General features: G+C 63.5%; 15 protein-coding genes and 1 pseudogene. 7 read left to right on the forward strand and 9 right to left on the reverse strand.

What is annotated here, in order from left to right; genetic code table 11:
• Window positions 1-7: 7 nt before the first annotated feature.
• Window positions 8-157, forward strand: a pseudogene (locus LC407_RS12535) (IS3 family transposase); the annotation flags it as partial.
• On the opposite strand, the gene LC407_RS12540 reads toward LC407_RS12535, so the two are convergent.
• Entirely contained in the window at window positions 135-395 is a 261-nt protein-coding gene (locus tag LC407_RS12540; RefSeq protein ID WP_223482908.1) for a hypothetical protein, read from the reverse strand. The pseudogene LC407_RS12535 and the gene LC407_RS12540 sit on opposite strands and share 23 nt — an antisense overlap.
• Before the next feature lie 429 nt (window positions 396-824).
• Window positions 825-3,578, reverse strand: coding sequence for a UvrD-helicase domain-containing protein (locus LC407_RS12545; protein ID WP_223482955.1), 2,754 nt, complete (start codon window positions 3,576-3,578; stop codon window positions 825-827).
• A 192-nt stretch (window positions 3,579-3,770) separates the two neighbouring features.
• Between LC407_RS12545 and LC407_RS12550 the strand changes: the two genes are divergently transcribed.
• From LC407_RS12550 to LC407_RS12575, 6 genes are all read left to right on the forward strand, one after another.
• Window positions 3,771-4,505: a hypothetical protein gene (locus tag LC407_RS12550; protein ID WP_223482909.1), complete on the forward strand. Its 735-nt coding sequence runs from the start codon at window positions 3,771-3,773 to the stop codon at window positions 4,503-4,505.
• A gap of 488 nt (window positions 4,506-4,993) precedes the next feature.
• The gene (locus LC407_RS12555; protein ID WP_154880805.1) at window positions 4,994-5,401 is read left to right on the forward strand and encodes a hypothetical protein; all 408 of its coding nucleotides are present in this window, start codon (window positions 4,994-4,996) and stop codon (window positions 5,399-5,401) included.
• A 109-nt stretch (window positions 5,402-5,510) separates the two neighbouring features.
• Complete coding sequence (locus tag LC407_RS12560) at window positions 5,511-5,936, forward strand: hypothetical protein (protein WP_025878744.1); 426 nt, start codon at window positions 5,511-5,513, stop codon at window positions 5,934-5,936.
• Window positions 5,937-6,014: 78 nt separating this feature from the next.
• The gene (locus tag LC407_RS12565; protein ID WP_140227303.1) at window positions 6,015-6,599 is read left to right on the forward strand and encodes a hypothetical protein; all 585 of its coding nucleotides are present in this window, start codon (window positions 6,015-6,017) and stop codon (window positions 6,597-6,599) included.
• A gap of 136 nt (window positions 6,600-6,735) precedes the next feature.
• Window positions 6,736-7,599, forward strand: coding sequence for a hypothetical protein (locus LC407_RS12570; RefSeq protein ID WP_134832763.1), 864 nt, complete (start codon window positions 6,736-6,738; stop codon window positions 7,597-7,599).
• Window positions 7,600-7,618: 19 nt separating this feature from the next.
• Window positions 7,619-8,941, forward strand: coding sequence for an XVIPCD domain-containing protein (locus LC407_RS12575; protein ID WP_223482910.1), 1,323 nt, complete (start codon window positions 7,619-7,621; stop codon window positions 8,939-8,941).
• 45 nt (window positions 8,942-8,986) lie between these two features.
• Here LC407_RS12575 and LC407_RS12580 read toward each other — a convergent pair whose 3' ends face one another.
• The 7 genes from LC407_RS12580 to LC407_RS12610 all read right to left on the reverse strand — a co-directional run bounded on the left by LC407_RS12580 (window position 8,987) and on the right by LC407_RS12610 (window position 15,940).
• The gene (locus LC407_RS12580; RefSeq protein WP_317850718.1) at window positions 8,987-9,364 is read right to left on the reverse strand and encodes an EF-hand domain-containing protein; all 378 of its coding nucleotides are present in this window, start codon (window positions 9,362-9,364) and stop codon (window positions 8,987-8,989) included.
• 31 nt (window positions 9,365-9,395) lie between these two features.
• On the reverse strand, window positions 9,396-9,794 hold the full coding sequence (locus LC407_RS12585) for a hypothetical protein (protein WP_223482912.1): 399 nt from the start codon (window positions 9,792-9,794) through the stop codon (window positions 9,396-9,398).
• 90 nt (window positions 9,795-9,884) lie between these two features.
• Window positions 9,885-11,849, reverse strand: coding sequence for a MacB family efflux pump subunit (locus LC407_RS12590; RefSeq protein ID WP_223482913.1), 1,965 nt, complete (start codon window positions 11,847-11,849; stop codon window positions 9,885-9,887).
• Window positions 11,846-13,036: an efflux RND transporter periplasmic adaptor subunit gene (locus LC407_RS12595; protein ID WP_223482914.1), complete on the reverse strand. Its 1,191-nt coding sequence runs from the start codon at window positions 13,034-13,036 to the stop codon at window positions 11,846-11,848. Before LC407_RS12595 ends, LC407_RS12590 begins: the two co-directional genes overlap by 4 nt.
• A 136-nt stretch (window positions 13,037-13,172) precedes the next feature.
• Entirely contained in the window at window positions 13,173-13,595 is a 423-nt protein-coding gene (locus tag LC407_RS12600; RefSeq protein WP_223482915.1) for a hypothetical protein, read from the reverse strand.
• A gap of 321 nt (window positions 13,596-13,916) precedes the next feature.
• Window positions 13,917-15,266, reverse strand: a complete 1,350-nt coding sequence (locus LC407_RS12605; protein ID WP_223482916.1) for a HAMP domain-containing sensor histidine kinase — start codon at window positions 15,264-15,266, stop codon at window positions 13,917-13,919.
• Window positions 15,266-15,940 carry a response regulator transcription factor gene (locus LC407_RS12610; protein ID WP_223482917.1) on the reverse strand — a complete coding sequence of 225 codons (675 nt, stop codon included), beginning with the start codon at window positions 15,938-15,940 and terminating at the stop codon, window positions 15,266-15,268. Before LC407_RS12610 ends, LC407_RS12605 begins: the two co-directional genes overlap by 1 nt.
• Window positions 15,941-15,967 lie beyond the last annotated feature (27 nt).

Consider the following 15,967-nt stretch of genomic DNA (forward strand, 5'->3'; position numbering starts at 1 on the left):
CCCCGTCCCGACATTGCTGCACGCCCGCAACGTTATCGAAACCTGGCGGCGGGAGTACACCGAGGAACGAGCGAAGAAGACGCTAGGTGCCCTGACGCCGGCCGCCTATGCACAACAGATCCCGGTAAAGGCCGCTACGACAAAATCTGGACTCTAAAGAGCCCCGCTTCTGAAGGCAGGCAGACATCGGCGCAGGATACTGTCGCGGTGAAACGATGAGAATTGAACTGCGGCGTTGCCCAGTTCGCCGCATGTTCGCTGCCCGTCATGTCGAATGCAACGCCGTCGGCTGGTTCTATCGGGAGTTCGCGTGAAGCGCCGGCTTCGATTACCGCCGGGTCGGACGAGGCGAGAACGTCCCACTTCTGATCGATCAGTGCCGGTGCTTTGTCCAAATCACTGGGGGCTGCAGCATCGGCGAAGGCTGCCCTGTGAGTGAGTACGCCGCGTCGCGCGCCTGCGTGCACACGAACTGTACTGCTTGGCCAGCGGATGCATGTCCGGCGCAGCGACTTACGGTTTCAGTGCTGCGGGGGCGCTGACGACGGGAGGGTTGCCGACTTTTCTGACGGGGCCATACCGGAAGTCGCCCGATCGTGCAGCTTTACCCGGAAGGGTGCGATGCAACCGGTAAGTGTCATGCAGGTGGAGAGGGAAAGTGCGATCAAAGCGAATATTGTCATCGAGGTGCAGTGCTATGGGTGTGTGTCATTGCTGGTGCGCCATGTTCAGCTGCTCATGGTTGTGAGTCCATGGCACCCGGTGTCCGCTCCCGCATCATGGTTCGTGCGGCGCGTGTTCTGCGCTCCTGGCTGCTGCTGTGCTTACCCGCGACGCCCACTTCTGGGCTTGCTATGGCACAACGGGTAACTGGAGCATGACCTGAAAGGCCCATGCGGTCCCGTTCTGTCGACAAACACCCCCACCTTGCATACTGGGCAGCGCTCGTCGTTGATAGCCGTCCCTGAAATCCCGGTGACCTCTACGGCACCTTCGTTCACCAGCTCGTCCAGGAACGGTGAGTGCTTCCCCAGCAAAGTGAACATCGCAACCGACCGTCGCGCACGCGTCAGCGCGACATAGAACAACCGTCGTTCTTCGCTCAGTGGATAGGTATCACCATCCGGCATTGCCAGCGAAAGCACCGGGTCATCCGAGCGTAGGCTCGGGAAACTGCGATTGATCATGCCTGGCAGGATCACGTAGTCCGCCTCGCGGCCCTTCGATCGATGTGCGGTCAGGAACTCGACCTCCATCGTGCTGCCGAAGGCCGTCTTCCAATCCGAAGGCACTGCACCGCGATCCGCGCGGTAGCGCCCCAGAACAAACACGCTAACGCGCCCGTCGCGTCCCTGCGGAACCGCACCTGACAACAGCTGCTGGTGCAGCTTGGCAAGGTACTGGCGAACACCATCCTGCACCTCCTCACGCCGGTTCATCTGGAACGCCTGCAGCACCGGACCCATTGCCGGTGTAGCAGAACAAACCGTCTTGGCAATCTGCGTCGGATTGCGGCTGATGAAGCGACTGGAAACATCACACAGTGCCTGTGGGCAGCGGAACGTCTGCTCCAGTTTCAGCACCTGGCCGTGCCCCATCCATTCGCGGAAATCGGTCATCACTGAAACATCGGCGCCGGCGAAGCGGTTGATCGACTGCCAGTCGTCGCCCACGGCAAACAGATAGCGGCCCGGGCGGTTGACCAAGGCGCGGCACAGGCGGGCGCGGGCGCGCGAGGCGTCCTGGAATTCGTCGGCCATCACCAGTTCGTAGGGCGATTCATAGTGGCCTTGTTCCAGCAGCTCGGCGGCCATGTTCAACATGTCTTCGAAGTCGATGCTGCGTTCGTCTGCCAGCGCGTCGTCCCACGCCTGGAACACGGGTCCGGCGATTTCAAGGAAGCGCCGGTAACGTTCCTTGAACTGATCCTCGGGCATCTGCCGCAGACGCTCGGCCATGTCTTCCAGGCTCAGGCAGTTGCTCTTGGCGTGTGCAATGAAAGTGCGCATCAGCCCGATCAGATCGGCATCGGGCATGGGCTTGGCGCCGGTATCGGGCAGTTCGCGGTCCGGGTTGGGGTCCAGCTCGATGCGTGATTCGCCCAGCCGTTCCGACAGGTGGTGCAGGGCCTCGCCACTGCGTAGCCCGAACGAGGTGGTCTCGACCAGCGCGGTACCGCGTGCGGCATGCTGCTCGCGTTTCCAGCGCACGCCATCGGCGTAGTTGGCAAACTGCTGCGGCGGCTGGCCGTCGGCATCCAGCGCGAAGTGCTCGTGATACAGCTTGGCGTCCGGATAATAGAAGTCCGGGCGATATTGGCGATGGGTATCGGTGGCGGTATCGAATTCGTAGCGCCGCTCGTAGTTGTAGGCCACGCCGTTGTAGAACAGCCAATCGGCAATCACGCACTCTTCCAGGCTCTTCACCCGTTCGCCCTGCAGGGTGCGGATGTAGGGGGTGCCATCTCGGTCGTAGCCATCGGCCAGCATCTGCGCGCCCAGTGGCGGCAGATCGCGCCCGAATACCAGCCGGAACATGTCCCACTGGGTGCGGAAGTGGGTCGAACGGTCCTTCAGGTCGTCCACCAGCTCGGCCAGCTTGTTGAACCCCAGCGTTGCTTCGACGGCCCATTCGGGAATATCGGGCTTGCGCCCCGTCGCCTTGGCGATGATGGACAGGCCAAGTGCATGGAAAGTGCGCGCCTCCACCACGGTATCGCCGATGCCTAGCCGCTCGAAGGATCGCTGTGCCCGATCTTCCAGCTCTTTGGCGGCATCCTTGTTGAAGGCCAGCATCACGATGCGCTCGGGGGCCACAAAGCCACGGTCGATAGCGTAAGCAGCCTTGGCCACCATAGCGGAGGTCTTGCCGGAGCCGGCTGAGGCGACCACCTGCACGCGGTTGTCGAAACAGATGACCGCGCGGGCTTGTTCTTCGGTAAGCGGCTTGCTCTCCACCCGTTGCAGGAAGTTCCTGGCCAGCACCAGCTCGCGCGTTGCCATGGACGCGTTGGCCTCGGCCCAGACGGATGGCCAATCCAGTTCCCAGTCGCGCAGGGCGTCCAGCGCGGCACGGTGGCTGTGCGCGTGCAGGTCTTCGTGTACGGCGTCATCGAGAAACAGCTGCTGCAGCTCGGACGGCTGCAGGGGCAGGGCGGGCCGCTCGGCCAGCAGTGCTTGCTGCTGTTCGTGGGTGATCCAGCGGCGGTCGGCGCTGCCGCGGTCGGTCAGGGTGTCTGCCTTGGCCAGCCAGCAGTGGATCTGCGCGAGGATGTCTGCAAAGAGCGCTTTGCGACCGCGGGTCGTGCAGGTAAACAGGACCTGCTGCACGGCGGCCGAAAGCTGGGATGCTTGGCGGTTGGGCAGGCCATCGACGGACACCGTGTGATGGTCTTCAGTCTGCAGCTCGACCCGGGCCCAGAACAGGCCCGGAATGATCCGCACGCGCGCATCATCGTCCACGTGCTGGCGGTAGTGCTTGCCACCCATGCGAATCTCGACGTATTCGCCTTCCAGCCGCAGCAACCAGTGTGCTGAACGGGTCAAACGCTGGCCCCAGCCCGAGGGGCGCCATTCCATAGACATCCAGAAACTGCCTTGCATACGTCAATGGGCGTAAAGTGCCCTTACGAGCCAATGATAAGCGGGCTTGGTGTCGCTTGCGGCTTGTACCGCCTCCGTCTGGGCGAACGCAGGCTTGCACCGGGTTACCATGGGGCCCGCAACCCGAGCTCGCCGTCGTTCAATGGTTGCAATCCAGGAAGGATTCCCATGTCGAAGCTGATGCAGCATTTCCCGCGCCGAATCCGTGTGTTGGCCGTCGCGCTGTTGGCCGCAGCACTGCCCGCCGCTGCGCAAGCAGCCGTCCAATCATTGGCGTGTGGTCTCTGGTCGGAAGAGGCTGACGGGATCTGGGACGCCCTGCGCTATGTGGATGGAGCCACCGGGGCTACGGAATCGCGCGACACCTATCAATGGACATCGAAGCAGGTCTCTTTCGGCACCGGTGCCTCGTTCAGTTGGAACCTGACCTACCACTGGCCACGTGATGCGATCCGTCAGAAGGCCGTTCCCGAGCGCGACGTGGTTGTAGGCATGGAGTTCCGGTTCAACGCAAAGGAGATCGGCCAGCCACTGAAAGACCCGGGGCATACGTGGATTCATCTGTACCGCTCCGCCGATCCGGCCAGACGGTTCTCGGTTCACTCCACCAGCCTGACCAACACCATGGACTGGACGCGCCTTCAGGATGGAGGCCTGTATGGACGAGCGTTGTTGTCGTTGGACACGGTGCTGGCATTTGGCACGAACCTGGACGCCCTTGTCTGGAACATCCGTCGTGGTCCCGATCCGCTGGGAGTGACTCAGTCCGAGTTTGCGGGCGCGCTGCCCGTGTCAGCGATGCGCGGCAAGATGGCGCGGGTTCCGCAACTGCGCGTAGCGCTGGACCGCAAGGCGGCGAACTTCCGCAGTGAATGCAAGGCGCCCATCATGATGGGGCAGTAGTGACCGTGGCCATGCCCCATGCGCGCCCGTAGCAGTCTGTGGCGGAACGCGTCGAACCTGTAGGCGGGTCGTGATCTGCATGATGGCGGCGCTTTGGGTAATCCGATCGTCGTAATCGGCCATGCCGTGGGCGACGGTCGACTGCTCCGGTGCGTGCGCTTCGTCACGGCTCCACTTCGCAGAAGGCCCCGGCTGTCGCAGGCTGCACACAATGCTGTCTCTGCCTCTTTTCAGCGCCGGACGGCGCGCGAATCATGGCCTCGCCAAGGCACCTGCCTAGGCCGGGATTGGCGTCCCGAACTTACGTATCACTACGGATCGTGTTGCAGCCGCAACTGTAATCACGACAATGCACCGTCTGCCAGTCCATGGCGGGCGGTGCGTGGGGATCTCTCGATCCGCCGGCTTTAGTGGTACGTATCCGGCACGCCAACCCGCACCGTCCGCCACCTTGCATCTGCAGGTGGCCACACCGTGAGGTTGCCGCCATGTCTGACCTGCTTCCCGACTATCCCCGTCTGCACGCGCTGCTCGGCGATTCCGTGCGCGATCTTCCCAATGCTCTCGCCGAAAAGATGGAAGACGCACTCAGCGATGTCGCCGAGTCCGCGCCTCCCTCTGCGTTCTTCACGTTCCTGCAAGGCCACGGCAAAGGCCATCGTGCGGACGGCACACCGTGGTCCGAAAACCGCCTCACGCCCGGTCGTGCTTTCGACTTGGCGTTGGCCACTCGAAGCGCATCGGGCATCACCGCGCTCACTGCCATGTTGCACGCCGCACACGTAGCGCGGGAGAACGACGATCCGGGCTCCTATCCGTCGGCAGCGCTGGTCGATGGTCTGTTCGACGCCTGCGAAGCATTGTCGTTGCAAGTAGAGCGCTGTCTTGTCCCTTGACTTGCCGGCGCATTGCCACGGACAGGATGAGGGCGGTGAACCCGTGCTTCCCGCCCTCTGATCCGCTGGACTCTCAGGTAAACTCTGGGAAAACGATCTGGGGAAATGGATGAGGAACGTCGTAGCGCTGACCTTTGCAGCCGCTCTTTTCTCGCTGGCCGGATGCTCCACGGTGCCAGTGACGGAGGCCCAGGCCAAACCGATCCCTTCCGAGCGGGTCTACCTGCCGCAGTACTTGCAGAAGTCTGCTGAGCGCTCGGCGACGATCTATATCAGCCGTGACAAAGGTTACTTTGGCTCCGGTTGCTCGCATGACATCTCTCTCAACAACGAGAAGGTGATGGCAATCAGGCAGGGCGAGGCAGCTACGCTCCATGTTGTTCCGGGAGCCTACTTCCTCAAACTGGAAACGGGCGGTGGTCTCTGCCCGAACATTTCCACCTCGCAGAATCTGACGCTGGGCGCTGGCGAGCGTCAGGTGTACCGCGTGCTGCTTCCCTCCGACGGTAATCTTCGCCTGACCCGAGACCAGTAAGCTGCGGGGCATTTTCCCGGCAAAGCCGACGCGCTGCCTCTTGTAGCCCTTGCACGGATCGCAGAGGAACATTCCCCGATGGAATTCGAGCACCGGATAACTTGGTCAACTGGATGTTTCGAAGCCACTGCCCTTAGGCAGGGATGGCGTTTCGATGCCAGTCAAGGACTTTGGCGGATCGACATCAATCGGGTAGAAGCGCACCTGCAGAAGGATCTGGCCGCCCAGGAGTTCGGTACCGCCGTTACCCGTTTCATTTTCGGATTTGAGATGCATCGCATGGGCGGTGTGCTGGACGATGAAGCCGTTCTGCAATCCATGGCGGCGACACGCGATCTAACGCGCTATTACCGATCCAAACACGCGTTCCTGGCGGTTGGTCAGCTTGAATGGACGCAGGTCTGCCATCTCGATGCAGTCGCTCAATGGGTTGCCTATAGCTCCACTCTACTGTACGCGGTCGACAACTGGAGTCGCCAGTCACGCAAGCCGAAGGACTTTGACGTCTCCTCATTCCGTACAGCGATTCAGCAGAGCCTGCAGGCGCTGACAGAGGATCAATACGCTGTCGATCCGGAATCAATGGACCTTTCACCGCCCGAGTGGGATGAAGCTGGTCGATTCATTCATCGGAACCTGGATCCCGGGTCGCTCGATCGTTGAGCAGTCTGTGAACCGGAGGACCGAGGTCACGCCGACTTCGGAAGTGTTCGAAATGCCTGAAGGGATATTCCCGGGGCCTGTTCCACCGATCTCAATCTTTCTATAGTGGAGCCAAACCCTGCAATGGAATGGCCCGATGCACCCGATGTCCTCCGGCCGGTGCCTGGCACTCGCAATCGCCGTCGCTGTGAGCGCCAGTGCCTGCGCACGACCGCCATCCACCGAACACGAAAGGAATCCCGCCATGCCTGGCGCAACGCAGACCGGCCGCACCCTAAACGGCCACACCTACACCGACGCGCCCGTGGATGTGAAGCTGGGGCCGAATACCTTCCGCATCCCCGCCAACTATCTGGACAGCCAGATTGCGCCTTGGCCCGGTGAAGGCGTTTCGCTGGTCATTGAATGGCCGGACATGACGCCGACGTTGCCGGGGGCGCGGGCTAATCCAAGGACCAATGATTTCCGCAAGGAAATTTCCGTTCGGATCAATTACGTTGATCGCGTTCCCATCGAGGGCTTGATGGAGCGCTACGCGTCCAACGAGGCTCTTACCGAGGCGGATTCGGTGGAACGCGGAGATCCCAGGGATAGGCTCGATCTCCGAATCCCGCTGTCTGAGACGATGGGGTTGACGCCGTACGCCATCGACGAGGCGGCAATGAAGGAGTTCGCAAAGCGCTACGAGGCGCGATATGGGAAGGCTCCCGTCCGGAATCCAGCCTACGAAAGGGACTGGTACGTCGCACGCCAGGCCGATGGCCGGATCAGCACGTTCATCAAGTGTGATGCCGAGGGCTTTCGTCAGGACGGCGTGCGCCTGGAGGGTGATCAGGTGATCAGCGTGCAAGGTGAGGTTGCCGCCGGCTGTGTTCACTACTTCGTCGATGGTGACAACAAGCTCTCCGTTACCCTGGATTACAAGAGAGCCTTCCTGAAGGACTGGAAGCGTATGGAAGACGCTATCAGAGATGTCATCACGCGCACCCGATCCAATTGATCCAAGGAAGGATTCAGGCATGAGTGGATTGACCGAACATGACCTCAGGATCCTTGGCAGCTATGCCAAGGATGGCAACCGCGAGCTCTATTGGAACTACCTGTCGCAGTTGCCGGGCGCCGACGGATACGGAACGCTGGCATTGGGTGTCGTCAGGAATGACAGCCTGCCAGGAAGGGTTGCGAACAGCTATGCGCAGAGCTTCGCCAGGACGCAGCAAGATGAAGGTTCCCGGTTCCCCAACGCCGAATTGACCGAGCGCCAGTGGGAATCGTTTGGTCAGACACTGCTTGATAGAGATCTGGAACTACGGCAGAGGTGGATGGCGGAACGCCGCCCGGACCTGGCGCTGAACCTGCCTGGGGCTGACGTGATGCTGGCCCACGATCGCGCCTTCGATCAGCATCATCTGGATCCCAATTGCTGGACACCCCGCGTGCTGCTTCAGGCCGCACTGGAAAAGAGTGGCCCGCAGAAGCTCGAGCAGATCTGGAGCAACATGCTCGACAACGACGGGGGTGGCATCCCGCGTGTAAAGAACACCAGCGTGGATGCCATTACCCAGTTGGGCTGGAAGGCGGGAGGGGAGTATCTGACGAAGCTCGGTGGGCATGAGTTCCAAGCCGTTGGCGAGCTTTCCGCAGTCAGTCCCAATGCTATCGGCAGGCATGACGATTTTTCGCTGTACTTCGAACAGGACAACAAGTGGGTTCACTTTCGCTCACTGGATGGCCTGCTGATCAAACGCGATGTCACGGAACCGGCCCGCATCGCCGAACTCAACGACGCGCGCGAAGTCCGCCTTGAGCGCCAGCAGAAGGCCACCCACTTCCACCCGGAAGATCCCTACCGCTCCATCACCCGCAGCCCGCTCACTGCATCGGTCGATGGCATGCCAGGCCCCCAGCGTTCGCCAACGCGTCTGGCGGACATTGGCCCGGACCACGCCGAGTACAGTCTGCTGCAGCAGGTCAGCGGGCATGTCGCCGGCATCGATGCCAGAGCAGGACGCACGCCGGATGCAAGCAGTGAACGTCTGACCGCCAGCGTGATGGTCCTGGCCCGGCAGAACAACCTGGACCGTGCCGACCATGTGCTGCTCAGCGCGCAGACGGCGGACAGCCCAGCTGGCCGCAACGTGTTCGTGGTGCAGGGCGAGATGAACGACCCGGCACACCTGAGGGCTTCCATGCCCACCGATGTGGCCGTGAAGACGCCGGTAGAGCAGTCGTTGCAGCGTCTGGAGCTGGCCAGTGCAGAACGGCAACAGGCCCAGTCCCAGCGTCAGCAGCAGGAACTGGACAACCAGGTGCGCGAGCATCCGGCAATGCGCCTGGCATAGTGCACAGCAAGGGGCAGTGGGGTATTCCCATTGCCCCCGCACCCGTCACTTCCCCGGTGCGTCGGCAGTCTGCGCCGCCACCATCGCCTGCTGCATTTCCTTCAGCGACAGGTAGCCATCGCTGTCGGTATCCAGCCCCGTGAAGTACTTCGTGATTTCCGGCACCACGGTCGCTTCTTCCTTGCTGATCTTTCCGTCCTTGTTCTTGTCCATCGCAGCGAACGCGGCATCGATCGAGTCAGCCTGCTTGCTGAAGCGTGCCTGCTGATACGTAGCAAACTCGCCCTTGTCGACGCGACCGTCCTTGTTGCTGTCCATCGCGGTGAAGGTGGAATCGATATAGGCCTGTTTCGGGTCGGCTGGCGCCGCCTGTGCAAGCAGCGGGGCGGCGCATAGCGCGATCAGCAGGGCGGTCTTGTTCATATGCATTGCATGTATTCCTTGAGCGAGGGAGTCAGCGGCAGGGGTAGGTGTAGCCATCGCGGTCGCGATAGCTGTCGGTACGGCGGTCGTAGTTGCCGTAGCGGTTCATGCAGTAATCGGCGCGCTCACGTGTTTCCCGCTCGCGCTTCGCCGCTGCCGCAATCACGCCCGCCACCACGGCCGCACCCACGACGCCTACCACTACGCCTGTGGCCTTGGCGTCGTGTCGGCGCTCACGTTCCCGGTCACGCTCCCGCTCGCGCTCGCGGCGCTGCCAGTCATCGCGCTCGCGGTCACGATAGTCCTGGTTCCACTGCGGGTTGTGGCGGTCGCCACGCTGCGCATGGGCATCGCCCGAGTAGGGCAGCAGCACCAGCAGTTGTGCGGCCGCCACAAGCAGCAGCACAGTCCTTCCTGTTTTCAGAAACATCGTCCAGCTCCTGTGCGGACATCGTCGGTAGCTGCAGTACACACCGCAGACATTGCGCGAACCTGCCGTCACGACAGGTAATTGCAGCGCCTACCGGACCAGAGCTTCCACCGGATCCAGCTGCGCCGCGCGACGTGCCGGCAGGAAGCCGAAGCCGATGCCGATCAGGCTGGAACACGCGAACGCCGCGATGATTGAACTTGCTGAAAACACCAGGCTGAAGCCCACGTCGGCCAGTGCCAGCACCGTGCCCAGCAGCAACGCCACGCCAATGCCCAGCACACCACCAAGCAGGCACACCAGCACCGACTCGATCAGGAACTGCTGCAGGATGTCGCTGCGCCGCGCCCCCACGGCCATGCGTACGCCGATCTCACGGGTGCGCTCGGTCACTGATACCAGCATGATGTTCATCACTCCTATACCGCCGACCACCAGCGCGATGGCGGCAATGGAGCTGATCATCATGGTGAGGATGCCGGTGGTCTGTTCAATCGAGTGGCGGATCTGCGCGTTGTTGCTCATGTAGAAGTCGGTACTGCCGTGGCGGCGGGTCAGCAACCGCGCAATGGCCTGCTCGGCCGCGTCCATGCTGGTCGCATCGGATACGCGCACGGTGATGCTGGATACATGGCTCTGGCCCAACACCCGCGCCATGGCGGTGGTGTAGGGCATCCACACCCGTAGCAGCGAGGCGTCGCCGGCGGCGCCGGCATCTTTCTTCACCACACCCACCACGCGCACCGGCACGGTGCCCAGTAGCAGGGTCTGCCCGATGGGATTCTCGGCTGCGGCGAAGAAGCGCGCGCGGGTGTTGGCGTCGATGATCGCCACCTGCTGGTAGACAGCCACACCCTGCGCGCCGAAGAAGGTGCCTTCGCCCAGCTTCAATCCATGCACGCGGAAGTACTGTTCGCTGACGCCCTGCACCTGCACGCTGGCGGAGCGGTTGCCGCGCATCGCGGTACCCGTGGTGGCTACGCCAGGGGTGGCACTGTCCACGAACGGTTGCCCGGCCAGGGCCACGCTGTCACCCGGGGTAAGGGTCTCCACCCGCGCCGCGTGCAGGTCGCCAAAGCCGGAGCCTGGATAGATCTCGATGGTGCTGGTACCCAGCGAAGAGATGTTGGACAGGATGGCCTGACGCGCACCCGTACCCAGCGCGACCACTGACACCACCGAGGCGATGCCGATGATGATGCCGAGCATGGTCAGGAAGGTACGCATGCGGTGTGCATTCATGGCGCGCAGGGCCATGCGGAAGGCCTCGGAGAAGCGATCACGCACGGCCTGCCAGCCGATGCCATCGTTACGTTGCGCCATCGCGGTCGGCGCCATGCCCGCTGCCGAGCCAGCACCCGTGGCACGATCATCGACAATCCGACCATCGCGGATCTCGATGATGCGCTGGGCGTGTTCGGCCACCGCCATGTCATGGGTCACCAGCACCACGGTGTGGCCTTCGGCATGCAGCTCGCCGAGGATCTTCATCACTTCCTTGCCCGACTGTGTATCCAGGGCGCCGGTCGGTTCGTCGGCGAAGATCGCCGCACCGCCATTCATCAGTGCGCGGGCAATCGACACGCGTTGCTGCTGGCCCCCCGACAGCTCGCCGGGCAGATGTTGCATGCGTTCCCCCAGGCCCAGCCGCGCCAGCAGTTCGGCGGCCCGCGCGTGGCGCGCGGGGGAGGGCATGCCGGCATAGATCGCCGGCACTTCCACGTTGCCCAGCGCGGTCAGGTCGGCCAGCAGGTGGTAACGCTGGAAGATGAAGCCGAAGTGTTCGCGGCGTAGTTCGGCCAGTTCATCGGGCGACATCTGCGCGGTCTGGCGTCCTGCAATCTGGTATTCGCCGGCAGAGGGCCGATCGAGGCAGCCGAGGATGTTCATCAGCGTCGACTTGCCCGAGCCGGACTGGCCGACAATGGCCACCAGTTCACCGGCATGGATGTCCAGGTCCACACCGTCCAGTACCACCAGCGTCTGCTCGCCGGCGGCGAATTCACGGCGCAGCCCACGTACGCTCAGCAGAGGCTCGCTCATGGGGGCGCTCATCGGGGCTGCGCGGGTGCGGCGGCGTCTTCGTCGCCGGCTTGAGCCAGAACGACCTGCTCGCCTTGCTTCAAGCCGCTGCGTACTTCCACCTGGATCTGGTCATCCAGCCCGATGGCGATGCGCCGCGCCACGGCGCGCCCGTCCGCACCGCGAACCTGTACGCTGTAGCTGCCATCGCCGGCCCGCGCACCCAGCGCGGCGGAGGGGATGGTCAGCACGTTGTTGGCACGGCCGAGCACGATGCGTACCTGGGCGGTCATGTAGCTGCGCAGGCGCCCATCACGGTTGTCCACGTCGAACTGGCCGTTGTAGTACATGGCGGTACGGCTGCCGGCGGACAACGCCGGTGACGTGAGGCTGGACGCATCTTCGTTGGTGATCGATTCGGGCGCGGGCGCGATGTCGCGCAGGGTACTGCTGTAGCGGCGGCCCGCATCGCCAAGGATGGTGAAGAAGGCTTCCTGGCCGACCGTGGTGTGCACAACGTCGGCCTCGGAGATTTCGGCATAGACGGTCATCACGTCCTGGTTGCCCAGCATGACGATGGTGGGTGCGCTCTGTACCGCGTTCACCGTCTGCCCCTGACGGGCGACCACCGCCAGCACCGTGCCATCGGTAGGCGCGGTGATGCGGGTGTATTCCAGATTGGTCTGCGCGATGTCCACCTCGGTCTGCCGCTGCACGATCTCTCCATCCAGCGCTTTGATCTGTTCGCGTGTCGCCTCCACCTTGGCGGTGGCTGCGTCGAAGTCCGCGCGCGCAACCAGCTGCGATGCGACCAGCCGTTGCTGCCGCCGCAGGGTCAGTTCGAGCTGGCGCAGATCGGTGGCCAGTGCATCGCGGTTGGCGCGTGCGGTGCGCTGCGCTGCCTGCGCACTCAGCAGTGCATTGCGCTGGGTACGGGAGTCGATGTCGGCAATCGGGTCACCTGCCTTCACCTTGTCGCCCAGCTTCACGTACAGGGTTTCGATGCGTCCGGAAACCTGCGCGCCCACGCTCACCAGCCGCGATGGCTTGAGGGTGCCGGTGGCTTCCACCACCTGCTCGATGTTCCCACGCACCACGGACGCGAGCTGCAGCGGTGGTGGCGGTGCCGGTCGGAGCCAGAACCAGACGGCAATGGCAGTGCACAGTACGGCACCGGCGGTCATCAGCAGTCGGCGGTGTTTACGCGGTGCCGTGCTCATTCGCACAGCATCCAGAAGGGGCAGGTCATCGGTGGTCCTCGCGGCAGGAGAGATGCACGCTCCGAGTACCGGGCGTGGTTGGCCGTCGAGTCTCAAGGTGATGGATTGCGTGAACCTTGCGGCGCTGTCGTAGTTGTCAGGTCACTTCCATGGCGATGACCAGCGCCACGGTGATGAACTGCAAGGCACTGCCCAGCACCAGCAATGCGCTGCGCAGACGGTCGGATGTCATGCCCAGGCTGCAGAGCTGGCACAGCGTGCCGATCACCAGCCCTGCGGCAGCGAGTGTGCTGGTCGGCTGCGCGTGCACGCGAGGTATCACCAGCGGGACCCACGCGCTGGCCAGCATCATCCACGCTGCATGCCTGTCCATGTTGCGCAGAGCAGCAGGGAGGGTTCGCGCTGTAGTTGATCGCCATGCGGACAGCGCGTGCAGCACGGCATGTGCGACGACGAAGAGCAGCACTGCGCTGGTCAGGGCTGCGTGTGCATGGTGGTGCGTCGAAACCACCAGTGCACTGCCGGGCAGCAACAGGAACAGCGCGGCAAAAAGGCGCATCAGCACGTTCGGACGCTTCACCGCAGGGATCGCGCGAAGCCACTGTGGCCAATGCGGCAGTCCGCGCGCGCGATCGGCATGCGAGCGTCTATTCCACGCAGCCGCGGTCAAACCAGATGTAGCTGGTGTCGCGCGGGATCGGCTAGAAGAGGAGGGTGGAGGAACTCCTTCGGTCACGTACAGGCTTCCTGTCAGGATGGAACGCGATGGCACCGCAGATGCCATCGATTCGATGCTGCGCAGCGAACATTGCCGCAACCTTGCGTGTCATCGCTGTCTGCAGCGCACGGACAGGCGGCAGTCACCGATGTGCGGACGTCCTCACTGCTCTAGCGATGGCGCAGAGGCAACGCCCGGGTGCTGTGGGAATTCGACGCGGATCAGCGCGCCGCCACCGGGGGCATCCAGAATCGTGACATGGCCACGGTGACGGTCGATCACCTGCCGCACCAGGTTCAGTCCCAGGCCCGCGCCGGTCTGGCGTGGGCGCAGTCGCTGGAACGGCTCGAACACACGTTCGCGCTGGTCCACCGGAATGCCGGGGCCATCGTCTTCCACTTCCAGGCAGCTGCCCTGCACCCGCACGATGATCTGGCGGCCACCGTGCTCGGCGGCATTCAACACCAGGTTGGAGATCACCCGTTCGACCGCGCCGGCCTCACCCAGCACCGGGAAGTGGGGTTCCACCGCCACCGCCACCGTCTTGTCCGACTGGATCAGCAGGGGCGCAAGATCGGCGGCCACCCGTTTGGCCACCCGGGCCAGGTTGAGGGTTTCCTTTGGACCGTCCTCTTCCATGCGGTGAAGGTCCAGCAGCTGCTCGGCCAGGGTCGCCAGACGCGCGACTTCCACGGCAAGGCTGCGCGAAGTCGAATCATCAGCGGCATCGATCTTTACCCGCAGGATCGCGATCGGCGTGCGCAACTCATGCGCCGCTGCGGCGATGAAACGGCGTTGCCGCTCGTGTCCTTCATCCAACCGGTCCAATGCATCGTTGACGGCGGTTACCAGCGGCGCGATTTCCACCGGCACCGCGGTCTCGGTCAGGCGGATGCCACGACGGCTGGCCGAGATGTTGCGGGCTTCCTGCGCGATGCGCTCGACACCGGCCAGTGCCCGCCGCACGATGATCGGCGTCAGGATGATGGTGGCCAGCGCCAGCAGCAGGAAGATCGGCAGGGTGATGATGTGCGCGGCCAACGCCATCTGCATGGTCAGCGAATCGGTTTCGCCATGGGCCATGATGGTCAGCTTGCCGGCCGGTCCGCTGTGCTGGCGCACTACCACCGCCAGGCCATCGCTGCGATCACGCCCGCGCAGGTCGCCATAGGGGATGCCATCGAGGGCGCCGACCAGCGAGGCATAGGCCGGTGGCACATGACCGAAGGTGACGTAGTGCCCATGCTCGTCCTCGGCGATGAACCATGCGCCAGGGACGATCTTCAGCAGTTCGGACAGCTCCGGCGTGTGCTGCACGTACAGTTCGCCGTTGCGGTCGCGGTGCACCGCCTCGGCCGCCACCGGTGCGAAGGTCTGGATGGTGTAGTAGCCACCGCTGTCGGCACGAACCAGCACCATCAGCAGGGCGAAGAAGGCCACCAGCAGTGCGAGCAACTGGTAGATCAGCGTCTTGACGATCAGTGGGCGCTTCAACGACGGGCGACGCGCCATCACTTGCTTTCCCGCATCAGATAGCCAACCCCGCGAATGGCGTGGATCTCCACGCCCGCATCGGCGTCAGCGAGTTTTCGGCGCAGGCGCGAGACGTGCGAATCCAGGGTGTTGGAATGGATGCCGTCGTCGAAGCCATACACCGCCATCTCGATGGATTCGCGCAGCACGGTGCGGCCCAGGCGCCGTGCGAGGGCGGCCAGCACCCGGATCTCGCGCCGCGGCAGCTCCAGCCGCTGGCCGCCCACACTGGCCTCGCCCGAGGCGGGGTCGAACACCAATCGGCCGATGCTGATGGACTCCACCTGCAATCCGCTTGGGCGACGGCCCGCAGCACGTATCCGCGCGAACAGCTCCTCCAGCGCGAAGGGCTTGGCCAGGTAGTCATCGGCGCCTTCATCCAGCCCGGCAATCCGGTCCGGCAACTGGCCCAGCGCGCTCAGCACGATGATCGGCACCCCGGGATTGCGCTCGCGCAGCAGGGAAATCAACGCCAGGCCATCGCCATCGGGCAGGGTGCGGTCCAGCAGCACCAGATCGTGCAGGCCGTACAGGGCCGCCTCCCGGGCCAGTGCCAGGGTATTGGCCACGTCCACCACATAGCGCTCGCGCTGCAGGGCGGACTTGAGGGTGGCGGCCAGTTCGGCTTCGTCTTCGATCAGCAGGATGTGCATCAGCAGGGCTTGGGCAGGGAGAGGCCG

This window comes from Stenotrophomonas sp. OVS01A (assembly GCF_019969775.1).
In the GTDB taxonomy this organism is placed as follows: domain Bacteria; phylum Pseudomonadota; class Gammaproteobacteria; order Xanthomonadales; family Xanthomonadaceae; genus Stenotrophomonas; species Stenotrophomonas indicatrix.